We start from the raw sequence: 23,699 nt of genomic DNA on the forward strand, positions 1-23,699 counted from the left end.
CCTACGAAATTTGTCGACAATTTCTGCAAAGCTCATTTTTTCCTGTTTATCGATTCCCTAATCTTAATCTTGGTGGCCTGCTGCGAAATGTTGGCATTACTTCATCTTTCCATGACCAGAAATCAGGGCTCGATTGCTTACTGCTTCCACCACTTGAAAGAACTACCGCATTTTTTGCCCTCGTGACGGCAACATATAAGACACGCGCCTCTTCTTTTAGCAAATCCTTTTTATATCGATTGACACGTGCCATGAACTCGGGGGATAGACCAAAAAACTCCCTGCACTTCAAATCGAGTACCTCACCTGGGAAGGCGTTGTACCAGTTACGAACCCACTCGTCAGAAGCAAACCAATCACAAAATGGATCACTGTCCTGATCATAGGACCGTAACTTATAGTCATGCTGGCGAATTGGTAAGTACGGTGTTTGTAAAAGCAAATCGAGCGCAACATCGTTGGGATATCTTAGAATCGTTTGCAGCATATTGTAAAAAACCGACAATATCAGGCTTTTGAAAAAACTTTCCTCCTGCTTCGATCACAGATGGGATATTTCGATTGGCAAACTCTTATGCATAATTCCAGCACTGCTGCCATTTGGTAGCAATCGGAGAGAATTTTTTCATATTTATATGTTCTTCATCTTCCTTATCAGCCATAATCACGGCATTGTTCCTCCGTGAGTATAATTGACTTTCCAAGTATAGTAGAGGGATAAGCCATTCATATATTTTTGCTGTATAATGCTAAACTAAATACCATAATATACACCTGACAGTTGATTTTTAAGCTTTTACCATAATGGCGTGAAAGTACAGAGGTTAATCGTGTTGGTGTGAATCCTATGGCGAGATTTACAAAGCTTCACCATTTGAAATGGTATCCTTCAATATGCACGTGGTGCTCACGGCCATTCGAATAGATAATTTCTTTCTTTTTTTGCAATGGGAATTGTTTGGTTAATAATTAAAACCGATAGCCATTCCCCAAAAAAGGGATTTGCAATATTTCAAGGAAAATTTTGAATTGGCGATGATCCTGCTGGCTACCGTTTGGTAATAGAATGAAGTCTTTTTCCACCTTAACTGGAAAGCCTATTAGAACAAGCGCTCTACTAATTTGTTCCTGTTTACATTTCCATTTATATATAAATTGATTTTTTCATTTTCATTTCTCCTTGGTATATTGGTAATTTCTATCTATGTTCAATATACCAAGTTAGGGTTACATCTTATGTAAACTTTAGGGACGGTTTTGTTATTTTAAATTTTGTAAGTTTCCACTTCTGGATGTATAATACTTCTGATTTCCCCGTTCCCCTACCGTCTATACAAGACAATCTTCTTTGATGTCCATTCTTTTTTTTATTTTGCCTTACTTAACTTCGTATATCGGTCTTAATCGACTCTGGATTTTTTTCTTTAATGTTATGCAGATTAATGAGAATTTCTTTTTTGTCCATACCATCTTTATTTTCAAACAATAGTTTGATGAGTTCACCTTGCGCTACATTAAAGGCAATGGAATGGACATTTCCATGTAACACTATACAATGCAACCCATCTTCAAGGACAAAGCAATTACCTGTATGGTTTATCTCAATAAAATATTCTTTTTCTGCACGTCTGTTCATTCGAAAACCCGAGTCATTTAATCTCAAGTAAGCTGATTGCGGCTCTTCCATTTAACTATATTTAACTTGAACCTTGTAAATTCATCATGTCCATTTGAATAACAAAAAGGTGCCACCTTCCATTTGTAATCAAAAATGGATTTTCCCTCTAAATAAAAAAACACTTTAAGAAAATCTCTTTTTTTATTCAACAGAAGATTTTCTAAAAGTGTTTCTAAGATGATTAAAGATCTGATGAAACCTGATTGATTCAGCTTTCACTCACTAATTGTTTTTTACTTTTAATATACTTTTTATATTGGAACAACACATGTTCGCTAATTCCTGTTGCTTGAGCAACCATGGGAATTAAATGAGTATCGGATTTTTCTATTAGTTTTCGAGTTGCATAGGCAGGTTCATTTTCTTTCGCTATGCAAAACGCAACAAACTCTTCGTCTATGCCGCATACTTCTGCTAACGCTTGTACATTTTGATCTAATAATTTAAACATTAAGGTTACATTAGGCCCCTTTATATTTTGTTGATCAATTCCGTTTGATATCTCTTCATACGTGTCTCGAGTTACTTTCTGCTTTTCTAGAACTGGAGACACCTCTGACAATTTTATGTTGGTTTCTATTGGTATCTTTACCGGTTTTATTTCTTCCTCTACCTTTTTTCCAGCCACGTTCAGTTCATCAACTATTTTTAATTCCGCAATTTCCTTAAGTTCATTTTGTTGTCCTACTTTCTCAACTTCTTGTTCTTGTACGATTACTTTTTGTTCTTTTATTTCAGGTTCAGATGTTGAATGATTTTCTGGTTCAATTTTGGTGTCAACTTTTGGTGTTTTTGTTTTAAGATTTATTTGTTGTTTTCTTAACCTTTCCACTGAAAGTTCGTATTCTATTCTTTGCTGTATTAATATTGGCTCAATTTCCTCGATCTTTTCCCATGTATTGTCCTTTAAATATTCATAGGATTTCTCTTTTTCTATTTTCTCAACTACCAATGTATTGTTAATTGGAACGAGTTGTTCTAATATTTTCAAGGTTTCCCCATTATTTTTGGCTAACTCAAGACGATTTATCGAATGTAAGGAAAAGATGATCGGCAATTTACTTACGCCTGTAGAGGTTTTAACAACTAATTCATCTCGTAAAAACATATAGGTAATGGGATGATTTATCTGGCTCTTATTTTCTTCCATATTTGGCATTAAGAAATAAGGGTACATCTGAACAAAATCGTATATTTTAGTAAGCTTTTGGTTAAACAATTCTTTTTCACGTTCGAATTGTCGCTTTGCTTCTTGATAGCTATTGTTCAATTTATCACGTTGCTTTTTAACATCATCAGGGCTTAGCGTGAATCTTTTTCTTTCTCTCTTTGCATCATTTAATAGAGGCTTTAAGTCCTTGCCTTCTTGGATAAATTGGACAATTTGATTAAAATATTGTTCTTTTTTGTGAATGATTTCAAACTCATTTCGTTTGGTTTTCGTTGATTTCCGACCATCTTCTATTTCTAGTTCTAATTCTAATAGTTCGTCAATGTTATTTTCTTTCATTGTTTTTTCAATGGAATCGACGATTAAATTAAATGCTGAATGGTAATCTTTCATCCTTTGATGTTGAATCGTAAATTCCTTCAAATCATTCTCATGTTTGGCAACTTCCATTTGTTTATTTCTAGTCTCAACAAATAGCGCATAAGCAAGACTGTACAAATGAGTATGAATCGTAAATTGTAAATAACGAAATAATTCGCTATATCTTTTATTTGTCGGTTCAATTGCTTCTTTATTTAAGAATTTAATCGATCCTTTAAATTCCGAATCATTGATTAATCGATCAACGAATTCTACGAATGGGTAGGATTTTTCCTTTTTGGCTATTAACACAACTTGATTTACTAAGGCAATTTCAATTAGCAGCTGAATATTTTCAGATGATAAGTAGGATTCAATCGGCTTTAATACCTTAAATAATTGTTTCATCTGTGGAGCTACAGCAAAATATTCAGAGGAAACAACGTAGTTTACACTTTCACTTAACCTATCGAGTAATTGATTATCCTTTTCTTTCTCAATCTGTATTAATTTTGAAATGGCAGTGATCCGTTTTAAATGAATGTCGTAATGTTCCACTGAAGTATCATTTATCGCTTGATAGCTTTGAATGACAATTCCCAAATCATCTATAGTTGAAATGACTTTTTCATGTTTTCCATAATATTGTATTAATTCATCATAGTTTTTACTTTGGTACAACGTATTGAGTACCTGTTGAATATGATCTTTATTTTGAGAAAGATACTGATAATGAAAAACTTCTTCTGGCTCAGAAGTTGTAATCAATTTTTCTAACCAAATATTTAACCAACCTCTAGCTTTTTTAACACGGAACTCTTCTCGAATGTTTTGCAATTCAAAATCAGCAGTAAAAGTATCCAAAATAAATTCATTAAGTATTTCATCCAATAATGCTGGCTGTTGACGGACCTTCTCAACGACTGGAAATAAAAGCGGTCTTAGTAATTCGTTTAAGGGCATGTTCGCTTTTAGTAGCATCATAGCGGACATCACAAAACGATTGGCCTCTTTATGAACAGCAGCACTTTCCTTAAATGATTTCACCTGTTCATAGGCTTTGGCGACATCCACGGAACAATTGGTACGGATGGTTGGGTATTTTTCCGCAATTTGAATTACTTCATCGAATAATTCAAATCGGGTAGCCGTTTTCACTGCTTCTTCAAGTTTTTCCAGTTTCATTAACAGATGGACAGCTAACGGTGGGTCATGCTTTTCACAGATCGTAAGCGTTTGTTGCGCATGTTTTTGTAACAGTTCCATGACATTAACAGTAACATTCTTCTGAATGAAATATCTTGTCATCATCATTAATTCTTCTGTCAGACTCTCGGTTGGCTTCACTATATATGCTTGATGGAAGGCGGTATAAGCAGATTCATCATCTTCCAAATCATTGTATAAATTCGCTAATTCTTCATATCGTTGCATTGATTCAAATGCTTCAATCAGATATTTTTGATAGTGTTTATGGTACTGTATGTCATGATTTTTTTGATAAAAACGGATGATCGCCATATAGTCTTGTTGTTGATACGCTTTTTCAATCCCACGTTGTAAGTAAGACTCATCTTTCGTCATTTTGTATAGTTCATAAAGTACCCTAATTGTCTTTGAAAAATGAACATTATCGCTGCATTCCAGTAGTTGCTTGAAATATTGTTCATCATATAACTTCATCGCTAGTTGATAGGCTTTTTCTTCAAGTGTTTGTGAAAAACCTTTTTGTAAAACCTCCAAACATTTAGCAAATGCTTCTTGATAATTTCCAATTCCTTCGTAGAACCGCAACGCTTCTTCGTACATTTGATGGTCGAGATAGAACGTAATGGCCTCTTTTACCTTGCCTTCCTTTTGTAAGGCTCGCCCCAACCGTTTGTAGGATCTTTTCGTTAATTGGATGTTTGGATTCATTTTATAAAAATTTACAATATCACCATACAGTTCATTTTCAGAACAGACTGTAATATATTGATCATTGTCTCCAGCATCTTTAAGAGGGAATGTTTTCTTCCGCACTTCATTTAATATCGTTCTACGCGATTTTGGTTTTTCACTGAATAACTCCTGTACCACAGGTAAGAGTTGCTCATTTTCCTTCTTCACTTTTTCTTCAATCTTATAATATTGATTAAAATGGACATAAGGCATGTATTTTTTAATTAATGCCGGATCATTTACTTCGATACATACTTTTACCAGTTCATAGGCAATTGATTTACGGTCAATACTTTCTTCATCAAATAATATTTCTAGTAAATTACGCAAAGATTCCAACATACCAATCTTATAAAAAATATCAACCGCATCTTCTAAATAATCATACTCTTTCTTTTCCCGGTACATGTACAGTAATTGCTGTGCTTCCTGGGCAAGCAATGTTTTTTGTTCATCGCCAAGTGAAACTAAAATATCCTGATTAAACTGTTTCATCGCCTCATCAATATCTTGAAATTGTTGTCCATAATCCTCTTCAATAAGTGATAAATTCGTCTTTTTGTTAAACTCTAGTAATTCAGCGTGATCTTGTATTTGGATCATGATATTATCACATGCTCGGGTAATCGCTACATACCACTTCCGCATTTCGATGGGAGAAATGTTCTGAGAGACTCGATATAGTTCTAGGAAATCAATAATAATTAAGTTGGTAAATTCCAGTCCTTTAATTTGTTCTTCATTATAATACTCGATGCCTATAAATTTCTTTCGGCCATCTTCATGTAAAAAGTGATGATAATACTTTTCATAGGTTTGTCCAAAAGCCAAAATCCCAATGTTCAAATTCTCTTCTGGAATAAAGCGAGATGTCAGCTGGTTTATGAGCTCATCTGTATCATCTGAAAGAAGGAATTTTACTTTATTCAAATTAATATTGGTTTTGGTCACCTGTTTTGTATTGTAATCTTCTTCCTGTACATTTTTAAATTTCTCCGCTAATTGATAAATATTAGCAGCATTACGATAACTATGAGGTAAATATATTTTCTTTTCAAAGTGTTGTAATCGATTTTCAAAATTCCTCTCTGTACTACCTTCATATGATATTCGTTGATTGGCATCAAAAGTGGCAATCAACTTAGTTTCTCTTGATTTACCAATTAAATTTACTAGGAACGTATATTCAAATTGGCCCAAATCTTGCATTTCATCTATTAAAATATAGGAGTAATCCATGTATGTTTTATCTGCTTCGAGTTTTACAGCAATATCATGCAATAAGTCGCTCCAATGCTTCTTTTTTAGTTTTTTGGCGTATTGTGAAAATTGCGTTGCTGCGACCTCAATAAATTCACTATCTTCATGGTTAAAGGCCAAAGAATCAGTAGATTTTAATTTTTCCAGTTTGGCCTTGATAATACTCGATACTGTTTTGTTTTTTGTTTCTTTTTGATCACCGACATTATTTGTCGGTAAAGTCATTAAAATTCGGCAAACATCCTTTTTAGACAAATAGGTATGGATTTTAGATTCTTTTTGTAATCTCGCCCATGAATTTTCTAAAAAACTTTGACAATCAATAAACCGCAAATATTGCTCAGCATTAATATTGACTTGAGGAGCGATAAAATTCCGAATTAAGTCTTCATAGGTTGTGATAAAGGAAGTATTGTTTACTTTTTCCATATCGGCTTTTAAAAAATAATTAAATCGTTCTTTTAATGTTTCTGAAAAGGTAACATATAAAAAGGATTGCTCTCTTTCTAATGCTGAATGGGCAATACGATTCAGCATTAACGTTTTCCCTGCACCAGCCGCTCCTGTTATCGCAACATTTATCATGTCTTCATAAAAAGAACTTAGTGCCTCATTTTGCTTTGAATCAAGGACAAATTGTAATTCAAGTTGATTGGATTGAACGAGTTCTTCTAATTTCTTTTCAAATTCGTTTTCTGATATGGTAAAGAAAATAAATTGATTTCCTTCAATAACATCCAATGTCTCCTGCTGATGAAATTCCTCGTCAATAGTATCTTTCGTTTCAACGGAATGATCATTCGTTAAAAAGTCCCAAAACACGATACTTTCCAAATCCATTGGACGATCAAATACAATGAGTTTATGGTACAATAATTTTTTTGCATAAACACCATCTTCAATTTGTTCTAGAAACGATGTCCCCTCCAATAACCAATCATGAAAAGTATGGTGAAATAAAATCAACTGATCCTTCAAGTAATGATCACGCTTTATTTTCTTTATCATGTTTTTGTGTATATAAATTTTATCTACTTGTAACTTATCCATATCGGTCCACCCTAGATAATAGTCTTATATTTAATTCCATTTACTTTATTTTACATTATATTTGAGATAGATTAATAACTTTTTATGAAAATAGTACTGAGAAATTTTTCTTACAGATTGTTCGAAAAAATGACTCTTACAGTGAAAAAGTGCTAGGTACTACCCAAATTTGGTGGTACCTAGCACTTACTTAGTCATGTTTATGGGTTGAGTTTGTTTCTTTCGATGGGAAATACTCAGATTGAAAAAAGTATATTTTTGAGGAATCACATTGGAGAGGTTTAATGATTTTTTGTTAATAAATTTCCCTGGAATGTTCTGAAATCATTTGATCATAGTATTCGAGGTCATGATTTGTTGCCATTATCAACTTAATTTCTTTAACATCCTTGGAGACGGAATCCAGTTTTTTTCAATAGTGTCATAAAAAAAACAATAAACAGAGGACTACCCGCATGTAGAATAGTCCTCCTTTGTATTAATAGATGCGCTAGACTACTTACAACCACATTTTGGGAAACCAAAATCATTATGAAGTGGTTTATCGCAAGAAGGACAAAGCATGATTCCACCTGGGGCAGTATTAAAAGTCATGACCACACCTTCTGGATTTCCTTTAGGGGTTGTTCTTATCATTTTTGAACTCCCACTTCGAGGTAATGGTTCCCCAGAGACTTGTTTCTTACTTGAAACCTCTGCATAAATTTCTTCAAGTTTCCTTTTGTGTTGTATTGCTTCACACTCGTGACATTGATATTCCTTTTTGGGGAAAACCCTAAATGGTACCGAGTATGAATGTTCCTTTCTGCAATCGGTGCAAATAACTGTGTGCATTTTTTCCTTCGGTAAATGAAAACCACAATGGTAACAGAACTTTGCATCTTTCACTTCAATGAATTTATCACATTTTGGACAGTTCAATTCAATTCCTCCAAGGCAGATATTAGCTGAAGGAGTTCCAAGGATGATTGAAGAGTGGTAGATTTTTTTCACTCGAAGATAATAGTATGTCACGAATAATAGTCGAAAATCACGCTAATGAAAAGGTGGATTAACTTTCAAGAAGATAATAATTTGATCATATAATTTCATTATTGTGCAACTCCTTTTTTGTATAGGTTTAAGTATTCCTCATGAATATAAACCGTTATAATCGTAATATCCCAGGGGTTTGTCGTGTCGAGAATAAAGACTAAGTCATCACTAATAACTTTGGACTTTTTCGTCCCTTCATAAATCGAGTAGCTCGTTTCACGGCCGACTAGGGCTCTTTTACAAAACTTCATAACCTCAGAAATATTTTCAAACCATTTAATTCTTTCATTTAGCCGGTCTATCAAATGAGTCGTCGGATGGAATTTGGCTTTATAGCTTATGATCATTTACTTTACATCTCCTAATAACCTCCTCCAAAATAATCCTCTGAATATTCTCCTTCAGTGGTACAATTGTAACCCAAATTCCTCCCAAAAAATCGTTGATTCTCTCGACAAATAAACCTTTGTTTCGACTTTTAGCTAACTCTTTCATTCAAAAAAACAAGCAGCACCTCCGAAAATGGTTGCGACTTGTTCTTGTTAAATCCATCCAACTAACTTTTACTTATTTCAACTAGTTTTTCCCACAGACGTACCATAGCCAATGTGTCTAGCTTGCAATAGGCAAGTAAGTCCCTGCGTATTTTTTCAATTTCCGAAGCTGGCCGTAGGTGTAAGTTTTCATAGATATTCATTGCCATGGTACCATTTTGAATGGATAAATTTTGATAGTTAAGTTCCTCATGGCCCGGAATCATTGCGGGTAGGACATATTTTATGGAGGAACTCCCTTTCATTTCATTCTTGTAAACCCATTTCTTTTCAAAGGGAATCATTAAATCTACAATATTATTATGTATGTTCATTAATTGATCTGCAAGATCTGGGAATATTCGGAATAAACCCAGTCATATATTTCATAATCAATATAAGATTAAAATTAATCTTTACTAGGTTTTTGTAGATATCTCCTGTAACGGCTTTTATATGTTCTTCAAAAGGGACAATGAATGCTGACACATTATTAATCCCTTTTTGATGTCTACTATAGACTCTATGATTACCATCAAGTATAACCTCACCACGGGGAGGAAGAAGGTCTGGTGCCATCTGCCCAATAATGATTGGCTCTGTGTTTTGGAAAGCTGAACTAAGAGCAGAAATATCAATCCCACTTGAATCTATATAATTAAGCAATGGTTTAATATTAATTTGTTTACTTTTTACCCTTTTCTTCCTTATCACTCTTTTGACCTTTTGTATATCCCAATTAATATCGTAAAAATCTCCATTTCTTAGGTTCATTTTAAATGTATAATCCCCAGGTTTAATTGGGCGCCCAATCGACGATGAATTAATAATATTTTCATAGTGTTCGATAGTTTCTATGATTGGGTAAGAATGAATTTGTTTTACTTCATATAATTCAAAAATAGATCTGTCCTTAATTAGATTTAAATACCCTTCTATTTGATATATTTCATCATTTACTTTCAACGCGCACACCATAAACACCCTTTTTCACATATCAATAGAGCTACTTGTATATATGTGAAAAGGGGAAATTTTATGATAAAAAGGTAGTTTTATTTTTCTTTCAACCCTACTTTTCCTTATTTTTTGTTAATTGGGAAATAAAAAAAGCCCCAAACTCGATAAGTTTGGGACTTAATATAGGATTAATTAGATACCGTATTCTTACCAAAGCTGTTGGTTTGGTGGATAATAACAGTCGCAATTCCTTGAATAATAGTTTTCACAATGACTTGACCTAGGATGGCTGCTGGTACTGCTTCCCATGGTAGGAAGTTGGCTCCACGTGGGCTAAGTCCGATTACGACGAAAATCGCAGAGTCTAGTAGTCCACCGACGATTCCACTATAAAGGACGCGTAAGATCATTGGTAGATTTAATCTAGTATAAATTTCAGTATCGGTTGTTTCAGCGATGGCAAAAGAAATCGCAGAAGCCAGAACGATAATTAATGTGTCACCTAGAATGAATGAAACAAGTGCAGATAATAGTAGCGCTGTTGCGATAAACAAATAGGTCTTTTTTCTTCCGTATTTGTTTTGAACCAAGTCACGGAAGATAAAGGTTGCACCCATTAACAACGTACCCATTGGCACAATAAAAATTCCAAGTTGTAATGGTGCGAATGCTGCCGTTACAACGTTTGCCGCGACGAGAGAAATTAAATACAATTAAATTCTCACAAAAATTCACTCCTCTATGATTCTAAACAAATAGTCCATGGTTGAACGACTTGATTACAAAGAAAAAACAGCACCTCTAAGAGAAGAAGTACCGCTTCGTCTTAGTTTTTTTACCGAGGGGTGCTAGAACCTCCACCGCAGGACGCGGATTTTTATTTATGTGATAAACCTAATCTACTATTTTTTCTTCGTTCTGTCGACAATTTTCGCACTGCTCATTAATTCCAGTTTAACTAGTCCCCAATCTTAATTGTTTTGGCATGGATCGAAATGCTGGTATCACTTCATCTTTCCATGACCAGAATTCAGGGGTTGATTGCCTACTGCTTCCACCACTTGTAAATACTACCGCATTTTTTGCTCTCGTGACGGCAACATATAAAACACGCGCCTCTTCTTCTAGCAAATCCATTTTGTATCGTTTCACACGCTCTGTAAACTCAGAGGATTGACCGACATCTCCCTGTAATTTCACATCGAGACCCTCGCCAGGAAATGCAAAGAATGGAGGGATATTGCGGTCACTTGTTAATGGTCGTTGTAATTCTGGTATGAATACGATCGGGTACTCCAAACCTTTTGCGGAGTGAATGGTAGATAAGATGACGGCATCTTTCTTTTCCGCCTCTTCGCCAATATCTGCTTCGTCCATTTCTTCCTCCGCCAGAATCGCTAATTGCAAGCGGTCCGTAAACTGCTGCAGTGTCAAAGCTTCAGAATCCATCAAATCTCTTGACCACATGACGAGTTTTTCAAGATTGGCCACTGCTTGATAGTCTTCCACTTTTGTATACCATTCACGAATTTTAGTAAATTCAAGCAAATTCATTAACAATTGCGGTACTAAATCGATTTTTGACCGCTTGCGGATTTCCATCATCCCATTGTACCAGGTGCGAACCCGTTCATCAGATGCCAACCAATCGCATAATGGATCGCTGTCCTGATCATAATTCCTTAACGTATAATCATGGGGTTGAACAGGTAGGTATGGGGTTTGTAACAGTAAATCGAGTGCGACATCATTCGGATACCTTAAGATTGCTTGCAGTATATAGTAAAAACCAACAATTTCTGGTTTTTGAAAAAACTTACCTCCTGCTTCGATGACAAAGGGAATGTCCCGATTTGCTAATTCTTTTGCATAATTCATTAACTGTTGATTAGACCGGAATAACATGCAAATATCACGATATTGAATGAATCTTGGCTCATGTTTATCATCAATGTCGATTATCTGTTTATCTACTAATCGAGTTACATAGGTGATGGTTTTGGCTATTCGTTCCGGCAATTTAGCTTTTTCAGCAAACACAAAATGGAAAGGCGTTAATGAATCTCTCGGGCTTCTTTGTGATGCATGTCCTTCTAATAATTCCGCCATTATTTCATACCTGGTACTCATCGCTTGAAATAAATGGTTTTGTGCCTCTAATAACGGTGCAGTTGGTCTTCTTGAGACGGATAAAACGAGTGGCTTTTCCATTCCGCTTTCTTTAGCCAGGTTGGTTAAGACCGAATCATCCGCACCACGCCATCCATATATCGCTTGTTTACGATCACCTACCACCAACACACCCATTAAAGCAGGGATTAGCTGATCAAGGATGCGCTTTTGAATTTTGTCGGTGTCTTGGAATTCGTCCACGAATACATATTTAAAACGCTTTTGTAAAAGGTGGAGGATGTGACCCCCATATTTCTCCATCACATTTGCCGTAATTATTAACAAATCGGTTGTATCGACTCCGCCGCTATTTTTCTTGAGTGCGCTGTATTGTTCATCTAATTTTTTCAAAAAGGTTACGATAGCCTTTCTAAGATAATGACCATTATCTACTTGCTGCTGTATTGTTTCTTCAAGAACATCCTTCATGTCACGCCCTTTATTTCTCAAAGCCTCATAGATGGTTTCAAGGAAAGCTCTCATTTCATATGGTGGCCAATTCAGGTCATGAAACAAAACCGACAAATCCCTATCATTCATGGCAAAATTCATCGTGTCTCTCATTGACTCCAGAAAATATCTTCTGGCCGTCAACACTTCCGTTTCATGGGGAATACGCTCCTCATAGCCAAATGTTCTGAGGAGCATGGAGCAAAAGGAATGAATCGTTCCGATAAAACAGGATGCTAATCGTTCCGTTTGCTCAAACCAAAAAGCTGTTTTAGCCTCGTTTTTTTCATCAATGGCTTGTTTTAATCGGTCCTCTAGCTTTTCACCTAGACGGTTCCGCATTTCATCGGCAGCCGCATTGGTAAATGTAATTAACACAAAGTCATCGATTTTCACTTCATGATTGACATCAAGGATATGGAGAACAGTCGCAATCATTGTATGGGTTTTCCCTGTTCCAGCTCCTGCTGAGACCACTGTCACCTTGTGAGCAAACACATGGTCGACTACTTTTACCTGCTGGAGGGTTAAGGGTTGCCCCCCGCGAACCAAATCCTCATTTACTTTATTCAGGTTCAATAGTAAGTCCCCTCCATTTCTACACCTAAGCATTCTGTTCGTACCGGACAAACCTTGCAATGGTCACCGATATTAGCAGGGAACTTGTTATTCCAAATATCCTCTATCCAATGCTTGATTCGTTCTTTTGCCTGCAGATAATGTTGATACCGTGATTCTTCAAAACTATTTCGATTTTGCTTGCCTTCTGCTAAAACTCCATCGGCGGTCTTACTCCACCATTGTCTTGCTTCATAAAGCGATGAAAATAACCATTCTTCTTCCTCTGCGTTTCGTTCCTCTTCCTCGTTCTGTTCCACTTTTTTCCCTGGGAGCAGCCATTCGGATGTTGAAATACTGTCCAATAAGGGCTTATGAATAATCCCAGAAACCATAAAATATGGAAAAACGATTTCGATTTTGACCAGATGTTGAGAATTCTCATCCATAAGTAAATCAAAAGTTTTCTTCTGCCCTTTTTCAAAATGGACGGGGTAATCCTTGGAATTTACTGCGTAATATTTCATTTGCTTTTCCACTTGTTGTCTGATTCCATGCCAGATCACATCATCAAAGGAAAGAAATAATTTTTTCACTTCTGATTCCACATGTGTCATTGCCCGACAAAACAACTGATAGACCGCCTCAACACCTTTCGTTTTACGGTTTGCATCATAATAACGAGCGAGTGCCTCAAATGTTTTATTCATCCAAACGCCCTGGGCAAAAACCTCTAATTGCCAATCATTCCGATACTGTTTTGCTTCAGGATGACGAATTTCTAAGCTATACCGTAGCGGACATAAGCCGTATTGAACTAAATCTGTCAAAAGAAATTTCTTTCTTCGGTGCGGTGTTCGATGAAAACTTGGGACAAATTCAGGTGCCAGGCTGGCATCAATTAAATCTTTCGTAGTCGGAGTGGTTATTTTTCGATTTAACAATCGTGCTATCTCGCTCATGTAAGCACTTGGTTTCAACACTTTATCCCCGTCATTCCGGCTAGACGTCATGATTAAGTGTTCTGTCGCTGCCCTGACAACCGTCAAAAACATGTACCGTTCTTTTTGCAGATGTTCTTCCCGTTCATCAGTGAAAAATGGCCAGTTCATTGGCAATTTTGCTGGTACATGTTGATTATCCACGCCAAGGTATAGAATCGCCTTTCGCTCCATACCGTCGATTCCTTCTGGAGTGGTTATCCATAGCAGATTTTCACCAGGAACAGGTTCATTTGTTCCGTCCTCGTCTTGATCGTCTGGTTGTTGATTCACGAGGGCATGGAGGGCTTCCCCAAATTCCGATGGGGTAATGTCTAAAGCATAAAGGCTCTTTAATTCTTCAAAAACTTCCTGGATTTTCACTAGGACATCTTGTTCATATTGGCGGATATTCTCTACTTCTAAACGTTTCAATTCATCTTGCAATACTCTTATGTGTTTTGCAATTCCGCCTTTTTTTGCTTGAAAAAGCCTTGAGCAAATTTCTTCTAGAATGTTGATAGTTTTTCGCCAGTGTTCAATATTTTCGCTTGTAACGGAATGAATGGGCATTCGGCTTGATAATGTTGTTTGGTCTTCATTGATGGCATTCTCTAAATCGTTGAACGCTTTCATCCAGTCTAGCTTTGATTCACAATGTAGGAAAAACTGATGTTTGATTGCCCGAAACGAGATGGTCGAATCCTGGATCGAGGCACCTAGCCAACCAGAGGACAGCACAGTTTCGAATTGTTCATTTTGAATGCAGATCTGATTGTCTTTCCAACTATCGTAAAGGGTTAAAATAAACCTTCCGACTGGTGTCAATAGTAATAATCTCGGTGATGTTTTAATTTTTACAAGAATGCTATTTCCATTATCGTCAAGGTAGGTTAATCCTGAGGAATGGAGAAAATCTTGAAGTTTTTCTTTGAATTCATGTAACCGTCTCACGACGATAACAACCTCATTCGGTTTATAGCGACCATCAAACCATGTTTTTAATGTTTCAATAAATGATAATATTTCGCGGTCTCTAGTTGGAAAATTGATCAGTTCCACCGATTGATCGGTGCAATCTTTTACTTGAAACGGTTTACCGAAAAGGTTTTGCTGTAAATAGTGTAAATCTTCCTTCTTTGAAACCGGCTCGTTTTTCCAATGGCTACGGGTTGAAATCAATAGGTCTTTAAAATAGGTGGTTTCAATCCGCTCATATCCCTGGCTTTGCTCATGATGATAAGGAACAATAAATACGACTTCACGACCGAATTTATCACAAACTTCCACAAAATACTTTTGCAGTGGTGTTAAAAACGTGAAGCCTTCCATGATAACGAGAGGTTTTACGTATTCGACTAAATTACGTATCCGCGAGCGTGCTTCTTTTTCAAATAAACATTTGTCATTTAGGAAAAATTCTCGATCATACTCCTGCTGAAGTTGCTGTAAAAGTTGGCCGACAAATGGGTTAACCAATTGGTTTTCCAAATGGGTTGGAATGGTTTTGGTTAAATCGTGCCCAACGGCCGCAAGGTCGGCCAATGCCTTCACCCAGGAGGAAACGTCCTGACGTAAAACATTTTTCAACACTTCATCCGTATCGGCCACTTTCTGAATGGATCTTCGAATCATTGTTTTCTCTTCGCCGCGGGAGGCAATCATTGCAGCACCGCCAACCCATTCCCTTAGTAATTGATGAAAGACAGCGATCGGTTTCGATTCATTTTGGGGAGATTGGTGTGCAGGTAATAGTTGCTCATTCGCGCGTTCTTGTTCTAATGCCTTCGTGGCAACAATATAGTGAAATTCTCGTTTTTCAATTAATTTCGTTCGGATTTGCGACGCATCCGGTCGCTTACCTTCGTATGTTATGAGCTTTAGCAAGCAGTCTCACCATCCATGTCGACATTCATACTATCATTATAGCAAAAAAATGGTACCTCAAACTTACAATTGCAAAAAATAGGAAAACTCAAAAAAGGGTCACATAGAATAAGTCCTATGTGACCAAAATGCTTTGGATTTTATGAAAGTGTAACATAGAGGACTCCTATGTTACACAAGTACTTTACCAGCACTTGTGAAACTATGCACAAATATTAAGATCAAAATAGACGGAGATATCCGCTTATTTTGGAAAGCATTGAAATCAGCCAAAATAAACGCAAATTTCCGCCTATTTACAACAAAAACGTGAAAAACAAACCAATTTGTATGACATAACCGGAAAACTCCGCTTATTTGCCAAATAACGAACCTCATATTGAATATAAGCGGAAATCTACGGTTATTTTGCAGACGCTAGTAACTGAAGTAATGTCGCATCTTCACAAATTTAAACCGCAACCACGCTACTAAAATGCTTCTCAATCTCCGCCACAATACTTGATGTTCCCGATGAGCTCGGATAGACTGGATCACTTTTTAGATATGGTGTAATCCCGTAAAAGAGTGCATGTTTCATCGCGGTTGTGACGAGCACGACGACATCTGAATTGCTGGCCTGACTTTTGGCTTGGGTCGTCAAATGGGTATCGAGATTGATGCGAATCTTCAACTTTGGATTTCGCTTCATCAGTTGCTCGGCCGCACGCTTGGCGGAACTTTCCCTTAAGGTAAAAATCACAATTGACGCCGCCGGTGCACTTGCAATCTCATCTTCCTCGGCAACCTCTTCTTTCACAAGGTCACGAACCGTGTTGATTAGGAATAATTCGCCGCCAATGTTTTCCCCGAGTTTAATCCAGTCATGAATTTCTGCAGGAGACACTTGCGCAATGCCATTTAGGAGCGTAGATGTCCATTGATTCCAAACATCTCTCAGCTGATCCAGGTCTTGACCATAATCGTAAAATAACTCCAGTGTAAATAATAGGTTTGGTATCATAATCTTCATTGGCGTAACGTCATACCAGTCCCGAGCCCATTCCCAATACTTATTGATTTCGAGCATTTTTAGCTGCAGCAAGCCTTCAAGCAAACGATTAAGGTAATTAGTATTGATTTTGTTTTTATTTAAGTGAAGCAATAGTAATTCGACTGCAAACCCGTATAAATCGGCTGTCATCGTACGTGGGAATTCTTTATCACGCGTTAGTTCGGAAATAAATACCGTGATACCTTCCTTAAGTACTGATGATTTTTTCGAATCAAAGGATGTCAGATATACTTCTTCCATTAAACTACCCAATTCAGCGATCATTGAAGGAGACCAAACGAAGACTGGGAGTTTTTCCTCATCATATAATACATCGAACAAATGATCGAGAGACCCACTTTCCACTTCCAACACCTTTTGAAACCAATGATTCCATGTATATTTCATGTCTTCTTGACTTGGTTTCTTCTGGATTCCTTCATTGGCCATCTTAATAAACTGAATATATTTCTTTGTATGGCTGTCTTCTACTAATTCATCTTGTGCTGTTTGAGGCAGTTCTAATAATAATTGGTACGCCTCTTTTTGGACATCGCTTGAAAAAGTTTCAAACCCAATTACCGCCAACATCCCTACTTTTTCTTTCGAAAGACTGCATGCTTGAAGCGCTAAATAGGCATCATCAATTTGACCATTTAACAGATATTCTTTTGCACGATTTTCAGGAGAAAGAGTAGGTTTTACCGGTGGTTCAACTGAAACCACAAACTTGGATTCTAAAAATGCGATTAATGCCAACGTGTCTTCTAGTTTGACTTGATTTTTAATAAAGTTGAGTTTTTCTCGGTTCTGTTCAACGGTTGCTTCATATGCAAAGATTCGTAAGATATGGTCCTCTGCAATTCCCAGGTGGGTATCTAGTAACAATCTGAGTTGGAAACGATTGACCTTAAAATTCTCGTAACTTGCTTCGAAATGGCCTTCAATTTCAAAATCTGCAAGTTTTACAAAGTAAAAGGCCGTTAACAATGAAACCTTTACGTCCTTCGGAATCCGCTGAAGTCCTGAAAGTGCTTCGTATTCCTTCCAGTGCCAAATGTCTTTCCATTTGTTTTGCGCGGACCATAATTCGACTTGAAGAAATAGAAAATTTTCATCGGAAACATAATGTCCTTCACGGATGACGCCGAGCGTTTTTTCCGCCTCACCCCACTCTTTCAATTCGAGCTGTTGGCGAAATTTGTTCCGTAGGGTATAGGCATTGATTACGGATTCTTGCCAGATGATCACTGGCTTTCGATCCGCAACGGTCATCCAGAGTTTTAACGAATCCCAAATCGCTGATTCCTTCTCGACAGTTGTCATATACATATAGAAGCCATTCGGAAAAACTTCACTGCCTAATCGGCCTAATTCAGAGGCTTGTCGGCTAAACAAGCGCTTTTGGTCTTGTTCATCACTACGATAGGGAAAAATGAATTTTTTCAACGAAGCGTAATCAATCGTAAGTTTTTGCTCGTCACCTTGTAAACAAAGCCATAGGATTTCATTTTTCATTGGGAATGGCAGGATTGCCGTTTCTCCATTTGCATAACGGTCGATCATTTCCTGACAGACAGGATGATCGACAAACAGTTCATGGTTGATTTCGGTTACTTTATACTTGGACCCGTTCGCTTTTAATAAAAATCGAATGAACTCTGTCTTCATATCGCATCCGCCTCCTCCCAACGCTGCCGAAAGGCAATTAGAGCTTCATTCACTTCAGATTGATTCGCTGTTGTCCGAATGCTTTCTTTATTTAAATAGATTCCGCTATACGTAAAATTCATGGAGCCATGGACAAATATATGATCGGTGACCAAGCCCTTATCATGATTTTGCTCCAGTTTTCGAAAATCCACCTGGTGATAAAGGGCTTCAATCAATGGCTTGGTCTCTTCCCGTTCATGATCACAAATAATCCTTACCGTCATCCCTTTCCAAGCCAAGGTCGAAAGGATGTCTGAGAGATAGATGGTTTTCGATTTGATCATCGGAAACACATCGGTATACTGGTTATGCCGGTTCTCAATTAAGGGTGCGTTGCTCAAAAACGGTGAAATCAAATAGAGTTCCCTACTGGGGTTCATCGCTTCGGCAACAAACAAAGACACAAGATAGTCCCGGAGTACATCACTACCTCCGAAGGAACGAATGATTCGATTAGACATAGGAAACCTCCCTTACACTGACATCATAAAACCAATTGTCGCCATTGTTTGTGACTCGTTCTAAGAACGGATAGTACAATTGGAATTTGAATTCGATTGGTGTATGGAATAAACGGAACAATTTCTGTTGTAAACCATCCCGATCTGCTGTCGACACCACAACCCTTAAGCGTTTTTCTGCTTCCAATGTTTTGGTTGCATTTGCGATGAACTCAGAACTTGGATAGTGATGGACTTCATGGGTAGGTTTCACTAATGCCCGTAATAAAAGCCTGGAAGGTTTTAAAAATGACTGATAGGGACTGTATAGATTTAAACATTCCGGGCATGAATCATGACAATCATGGAGTAAAAACGACTCCAAGAATAAAAAGGTTTGTTTATCTGCATTTAACTGTAAATTCACTGCTTGCATCAGAACCTTTAGTTTACTAGCAATTTCATCCCGACGTAAACTCGCAACCGAAAATACATTTGGTGAAATTTGAAATTGTAATCGTTCCTGCTCATTCTCCCAGAACTCATGAATTTCTTTCATAAACAAATCGGTTTGCTTCGATCGATTACTTCGGAAAAATTTGCCTGACATCCCGATCACTAAATCGCGTTTCGGCGGGATTCCCAACTGGTCAAGCACACCTTGCAGCTGACGTAAGTACCCTTGCTGAACCTCCATCCTTTGTTCCATGCGGATCTTTTCAATTAAAGAAGATAGGTTCTCTTTTTCAATATGATTCAGCACCGATTTAAGTGAAGACGCAATGGTATTTCTTGGACAATGGTTGATATTGCTCGAAAAGAGTTCTTCAAATAGCGATGGGTTATGCTTTAGTGAAGAAACAATCTTTGTAATAATTCCCAAGCCTCCAGATTCTGTCTCCGAAATCCATATACTATTTTCCACTACATCTACATTCGTATCTTCCGTATTCACATCTGGCAGCATTTCTTCAAGCGCTGCTTTAATAGTCGCAGCTATAGAATCGATGATTGTTAGCTTCATCCACTCGTGGAAGTCTTGATTTTTTGCTAAATCTCCCTCCAGCGTTTCTAAATGCATTAATATTCGATTCATTAACGAAGAATTGGCAATGAATTCCTGCAGTGTTTTCTTTACCTTTGTATCATCGGTAGTCCCGCTATTATCTTCATCCGTGACAATCGTGGTTAGGAAGATGGCTTCTAATGTCCGGTTTGAAATCCTCACTAAGTCCCGCTTATTTTCCTTGATAGCTTCAGGCAATGTCATGTTCTTACTAATACTAATCGCTGTCACGGAAGATAAAACAATTTGCAACAACCACTGACGTTGAAAGACATTTACTTTTTGCGAAACGTCAGGGTCATTTTTTAACAGATAATCAAAGAAGTCTGGTTTCGATACAGCATAGATTTGTTGTCCTAGTTGAGACTTTATTAACTCTAGCGTATTCACGCTTTTAACATCAAAGCGAATCGCATCCACATAGCGTTGAAATCCGATGGCACAATCTTTTCCTTGGAATTCGAACTTACAAACAAATGGTGTTTCTTCACCCTTTGTTGTCTTCTTGACCCCTTCTCCGTTTATCGCATACCTAGTCATTTTGACGGAATTATGTTCATCACTCGTAAAATACTCAATTTTTTCAAACGTTTCTTTTAATGCACTTTGAATCGGAAATTCTATACTGTTCTTTGATGTATGCTGAATCGGTTGGATGTCTAAATTCCAATTATACCTTCCACTTGAGCGGTCTGAAATATCCGGTGGTATTGTTGCTAACGTAAGTGATGTCGGTTCATAAACACCAATTGCTTGCTCTTCATGCTGAACGGTTTCAATCCAACGGGAACTCATTACCTCTGATTTCACATCCACAACCCCATCCTCATTCATGGAGAGCCAATGTGCTTCCTTCACGCGATAGGCATTGACATAGCGCTTGGATACATTTCCAGGGGCAAACTCCATCATCCCTTGAACAAGCGGTTGATAATTAACCTTTTCCGCTTTCGGAATATGCAGAGCGAGTTCTGAAATATCCAGCGAGGAAAATAACGTCCTCGGGATATACCCAATCAATGGATTTGTGGAGCGTTCTTCCACTGGGATAAAGGAAAACTGTTCTTTCAATTGTGTATAAACCGTTGGCAATACATCAAAGAAGATTGACCGTGGTTCGCTCCAGGCAATCCTTTTAACGGTTTCTTCATCGACTTGAAGTGAATTCTTCCAGTAATCGATGAGATCCCTGTCATGCCCTTCCAAAACATCACGAATACTGGTTAAAATAATATCCGAATAATTTCGATTTCGAATATTTCCTGTTGCACTTAATTTATCACGAACATCGAGTCGCTTCGACTGTTTATAAAGGCGGTCCATCAACCATTCCATAAACGAAAACACCATTTGAATCCGGAGTATATTCGAATTTTGGATCGGCAGATACATTTCATTTAGGTTCGGTTGAAAATATAATTCTGGGTAATCATATACAAACCGGTCACGCCCATAGGCGGACGAAACGACCACCATCCAGGGTCTCATTCCGCGAACACGACCAGCACGTCCTTTCCTTTGTAAAAAGGACGCTAAATTACGCGGTGCTTTATGTTGAATGACAGCCCCAACTTTTGGATCATTGTACCCTACCTCTAATGTACTTGTAGCAATAACCAGCTTCGCATTTTCATTAACGCCTTTATGTTGCGATGATGTGATATCTACCTGCATCGGCAATTTTAATGCTTCTGGATCAATTCTTGTTGGTGTAACCCAGATTTGTCCGGTTTTGGAGCGCTCATTAAATGTATTGGTCAAAACATTACTTTTGATTAAAGAAATAATCTCGCCTTCATCACGGTACTTACTAAGATTATTTTTGCCTTCAGCTTCCAGTTCGATATGAAACCAGCGATTAATGACATCTAGTTTATCGGTAAATCCAAATAATTTGGAGCCAATCGCCCCTTTTGATACATCTTGATTAATGGGGTCGAGCATCCTTCCAAGTAACATCGCAGTTTGAACAGAAGTTGATAATAGTGCTGCGGCGGAGAAAGGGTCACCACGGACCACTAAATTATATTCCACACCCTCTGACACTAAATCGGGATCCGCCGGAGTAATATACTCGATATACCTTTCCTCTAAACCAGCCAATTGTGAGAAAAAGCTGCTTGGATTTGAAAGAGTTGCGGAGAGACCGATAAATTGAATCCCCCGATGCGGATTGAATTGCTTCAATAAATATTTTAATCGTCTCAGTAAATAAGCAACATGTGCACCTGTTACTCCTTCGTACACATGGACCTCGTCTAAAAGAATAAACAGTGGCGGGCGTGATGAATATACGCCAAATAAATCATTTTCATACGAATTTGGCAGTTTTCGGTTAATCATCTCGGTTGTCGTAAACAAGATATCCGGTGCTGATTTGTTCATGCGATGACGGGTCAGGAAAATATTCTCCTCACCAATCACCATGTCACAATCCGAACAATGTAAACGTTCTGTTTCCTCTTCCACATCCTCTTCCAACCAAATCATCGGACTCGAACATTTCGGGCAACCAAAAAATGGAGATTCGTAGCCATCTTTAGTTTTTTTCCATTTCCGGTCTTTGTGTGAGTGGACATCAGAAGCCCGCTGTGGTGTGTCCCCATATAAACCGCCAATCGTCAGTGGGCGAATCCCGAGGTCCTCACAGAGTGAATTGAGTGTCAAGATCTCTGAAAGCGCTTCACGATATTGGTCTTTCAACAATTCCACGCGCGGATAGAGTCCAATTACCTTTGTCCAATTCGTTTGATCCTTATAAAGTGTCTCAATAAGCGCAGCAAATGCTGGTATGTAAAAGGATTTTGTTTTCCCAGACCCAGTCCCTGCTCCAATCACCGTTCCAGAATCAAACTTACTTCTTGATTGGGCTAAAATCCGGATTAATGAATCCAATTGAAATTGTGAAAGTAATAATTCCCCATCCTTAAGCAATTTCGAAACGACTTTTCTATGTATATGGGATATGCCAATCACTGAATTCAGTTTCTCATTGATCTTATCCATCGGAACATCACGCCGAGGATATTTTCGGTACGTCAACATTGGTTTGATATTGCTGACTAAGTTTTTTCCTGATTGCCAATCCTCATGGGTAAAGCGCTGTTTCAATAAATACAACAACCGAATGGTGTCCGCAAATCGTGACCGATACAACCCTTTTATTAATGGAAAAAGTAGCTTTCGATCTACCAAATTATTGATGACAGACATATAATCGTCTTCGGTTAATCCCTGTTTTTCAACCAATTCTTCTAAAAAAGAAGTAGGGGGCTGGCGCAGAAGATTCCGTACCTCTTCTTCTGCGTCAACACCGCCCCCAATAAAACCCCATTCAAGTAACTGGTTTTCTTTCAACTCAATCTGCGTTAAGATTTCCTCAGCAAGAATGTCAAAATCAGTTCGCTTCATT

General features: G+C 37.5%; 13 protein-coding genes. All 13 read right to left on the reverse strand.

What is annotated here, in order from left to right; genetic code table 11:
• Positions 1-46: 46 nt before the first annotated feature.
• Positions 47-505, reverse strand: a complete 459-nt coding sequence (locus FS608_RS17640; protein ID WP_144553357.1) for a 3'-5' exonuclease — start codon at positions 503-505, stop codon at positions 47-49.
• Between the two features lie 876 nt (positions 506-1,381).
• Complete coding sequence (locus FS608_RS17645) at positions 1,382-1,636, reverse strand: hypothetical protein (protein ID WP_186328787.1); 255 nt, start codon at positions 1,634-1,636, stop codon at positions 1,382-1,384.
• A 250-nt stretch (positions 1,637-1,886) separates the two neighbouring features.
• A complete protein-coding gene (locus FS608_RS17650; RefSeq protein WP_144553361.1) occupies positions 1,887-7,460 on the reverse strand; it encodes an AAA family ATPase in 5,574 nt (1,857 codons plus the stop codon).
• 495 nt (positions 7,461-7,955) lie between these two features.
• Positions 7,956-8,453 carry a hypothetical protein gene (locus FS608_RS17655; RefSeq protein WP_222127373.1) on the reverse strand — a complete coding sequence of 166 codons (498 nt, stop codon included), beginning with the start codon at positions 8,451-8,453 and terminating at the stop codon, positions 7,956-7,958.
• 98 nt (positions 8,454-8,551) lie between these two features.
• Positions 8,552-8,842, reverse strand: coding sequence for a hypothetical protein (locus tag FS608_RS17660; protein WP_144553365.1), 291 nt, complete (start codon positions 8,840-8,842; stop codon positions 8,552-8,554).
• A 209-nt stretch (positions 8,843-9,051) separates the two neighbouring features.
• Complete coding sequence (locus FS608_RS17665) at positions 9,052-9,363, reverse strand: DUF2779 domain-containing protein (protein ID WP_144553367.1); 312 nt, start codon at positions 9,361-9,363, stop codon at positions 9,052-9,054.
• On the reverse strand, positions 9,350-9,994 hold the full coding sequence (locus FS608_RS17670; protein ID WP_144553369.1) for a hypothetical protein: 645 nt from the start codon (positions 9,992-9,994) through the stop codon (positions 9,350-9,352). Before FS608_RS17670 ends, FS608_RS17665 begins: the two co-directional genes overlap by 14 nt.
• Positions 9,995-10,176: 182 nt before the next feature.
• Positions 10,177-10,701: a VUT family protein gene (locus FS608_RS17675; RefSeq protein WP_260871730.1), complete on the reverse strand. Its 525-nt coding sequence runs from the start codon at positions 10,699-10,701 to the stop codon at positions 10,177-10,179.
• A 241-nt stretch (positions 10,702-10,942) separates the two neighbouring features.
• Positions 10,943-13,189 (reverse strand): UvrD-helicase domain-containing protein, encoded by a 2,247-nt coding sequence (locus tag FS608_RS17680; RefSeq protein ID WP_186328788.1) that lies wholly within the window; start codon positions 13,187-13,189, stop codon positions 10,943-10,945.
• Positions 13,186-16,035, reverse strand: coding sequence for a PD-(D/E)XK nuclease family protein (locus FS608_RS17685; RefSeq protein ID WP_144553373.1), 2,850 nt, complete (start codon positions 16,033-16,035; stop codon positions 13,186-13,188). Before FS608_RS17685 ends, FS608_RS17680 begins: the two co-directional genes overlap by 4 nt.
• Positions 16,036-16,486: 451 nt before the next feature.
• Entirely contained in the window at positions 16,487-18,739 is a 2,253-nt protein-coding gene (dpdD, locus tag FS608_RS17690; protein ID WP_144553375.1) for a protein DpdD, read from the reverse strand.
• Positions 18,736-19,242, reverse strand: coding sequence for a phospholipase D-like domain-containing protein DpdK (dpdK, locus tag FS608_RS17695; RefSeq protein ID WP_144553377.1), 507 nt, complete (start codon positions 19,240-19,242; stop codon positions 18,736-18,738). Before dpdK ends, dpdD begins: the two co-directional genes overlap by 4 nt.
• Positions 19,235-23,698: a protein DpdJ gene (gene dpdJ / locus FS608_RS17700; protein WP_144553379.1), complete on the reverse strand. Its 4,464-nt coding sequence runs from the start codon at positions 23,696-23,698 to the stop codon at positions 19,235-19,237. Before dpdJ ends, dpdK begins: the two co-directional genes overlap by 8 nt.
• Between the last annotated feature and the right edge of the window lies 1 nt (position 23,699).

The organism is Bacillus sp. X1(2014), assembly GCF_007678255.1.